Source organism: Burkholderia sp. RF2-non_BP3, assembly GCF_001522185.1.
GTDB classification, from domain to species: Bacteria; Pseudomonadota; Gammaproteobacteria; order Burkholderiales; family Burkholderiaceae; genus Burkholderia; species Burkholderia diffusa.
In genome coordinates this window covers 1-1,457 of record NZ_LOSU01000039.1, presented here as the reverse complement: position 1 = coordinate 1,457, position 1,457 = coordinate 1, and the positions used below count along the sequence as shown (strand labels likewise).

The following is a 1,457-nucleotide window of genomic DNA, read 5'->3' as shown; positions in this document are numbered from 1 at the left end:
GGGGGGTGCCCCTATATGTTTCGTCAAGCGTTAGGGGCTGACTTGGGTTGGTAAATGGTGCCGTCACGCAGCATGGCGAACAGGACGTCGCAGCGTCGCCGTGCGAGCGCGATGAGCGCTTGGTTATGACGCTTGCCTTGCTGGATCTTGCGCGAGTAATAGGCCCGCGAGACTGGGTCCCGCAAGGCCGCGAAGGCGGAGAGGAACAAGGCACGCTTGAGTACCTTGTTGCCACGTCTGGATGGATGTTCGCCACGTATCGATGAGCCGGAGCGTCGGGTGACCGGGGCAAGGCCAGCGTAGGCTGCTAGGTGTGCAGCCGAAGCGAACACCTTATGGGCAACCTCGGTTAGGAGTCTGGCGGCGGTCCTGACGCCGACTCCCGGCATGCTGGTCAGGACCGGCCAAAGAGGGTGAGCAAGCACCAGTCGTTCAACTTCGGCAGCGACCTCGTCGCGTTGCTGACGCAAGGCCGCAAGCTGCCGGGCCAAACGGGGCATGACGATGGTGGCGGCTTGCGTGCCGGGCACGGTCACGGCTTGTTCGCTTAGTGCCTGAACGATCTCGGCCGCCAAGCCTTTGCCCATGCGAGGAGCGAGCTTGGTCAGGCGATTGGCGAGCGACTTCTCGCTGGCGCTGGCAAGCGCGACGGGCGACGGATAGCGCTCAAGCAGATCGAGTACCGCGGGATGGTCAAGGCGCGGTCCGAGAACACGCTCAAGCGCCGGATGGATCTGAGTAAGCAGGCCGCGAATGCGGTTGCTGGTTTGCGTGACCTGAGCGGCGAGGTCGTCATCGAAGCCGCAGAGCATGGTGAGCTCGGCGAGTTGCTCGTCGGCCAGTCGAAGCGAGCGCAGCGTATGCGGCATCGAGCGAGCGGCTTCGGCGATGATCGCGGCGTCTCGGGCATCGGTCTTGGCTTCGCCGGCGTGCAGATCAGCGATGCGGCGCATGGCCAGTCCGGGCAGATAGGCGACGAGTACGCCTTCGGCGCGGGCAACGGCCACTGGCAGCGCGCCGATGGTGGAAGGCTGATCGACGACGAACAGCAATCGACCGTGAGTCTTGAGTTCGGCGATGAGGGCTCGCAGCTTGACCTCGTCGTTAGGTAGCGCCTTGTTGTACAGACGCTTGCCGTTCCGATCGAGCGCAACGGCGTGATGCTGGCCTTTACCGACATCGACGCCGACGAAGACATCGACGGCACCATGTTGTTGAGTGTCTTGCATCGAAGTATGAGCAGAGTGAACGGATTGGCCTGCAACAACGGTGGCAAGTCTCGGCATCCACGTTACGGACGGCGTCGGGATATCCCGGCCAAACCCCTATCAGCGATCACCAGCCACCCACCAGGCCCGGTGACAACACCCCCCGGATCATGACTGCGACTGGGGGCGGGAATCATGCCGGGCCTGGCTGGCCAAAGCCCCAATTATCGGGGCGTAAAGATAGTAACG

Annotated in this window: 1 protein-coding gene; it reads right to left on the bottom strand. The window is 63.1% G+C overall.

Going from position 1 to position 1,457, the window contains the following annotated elements; all coding sequences use genetic code 11:
* Positions 1–23 precede the first annotated feature (23 nt).
* Complete coding sequence (locus WS45_RS21110; RefSeq protein WP_059533142.1) at positions 24–1,229, bottom strand: IS110-like element ISBma3 family transposase; 1,206 nt, start codon at positions 1,227–1,229, stop codon at positions 24–26.
* Between the last annotated feature and the right edge of the window lie 228 nt (positions 1,230–1,457).

Excerpts from the sequence above, each read along its gene's own strand:
- WS45_RS21110 (WP_059533142.1), bottom strand. The coding sequence starts at position 1,229 with ATGCAAGACACTCAACAACATGGTGCCGTCGATGTCTTCGTCGGCGTC.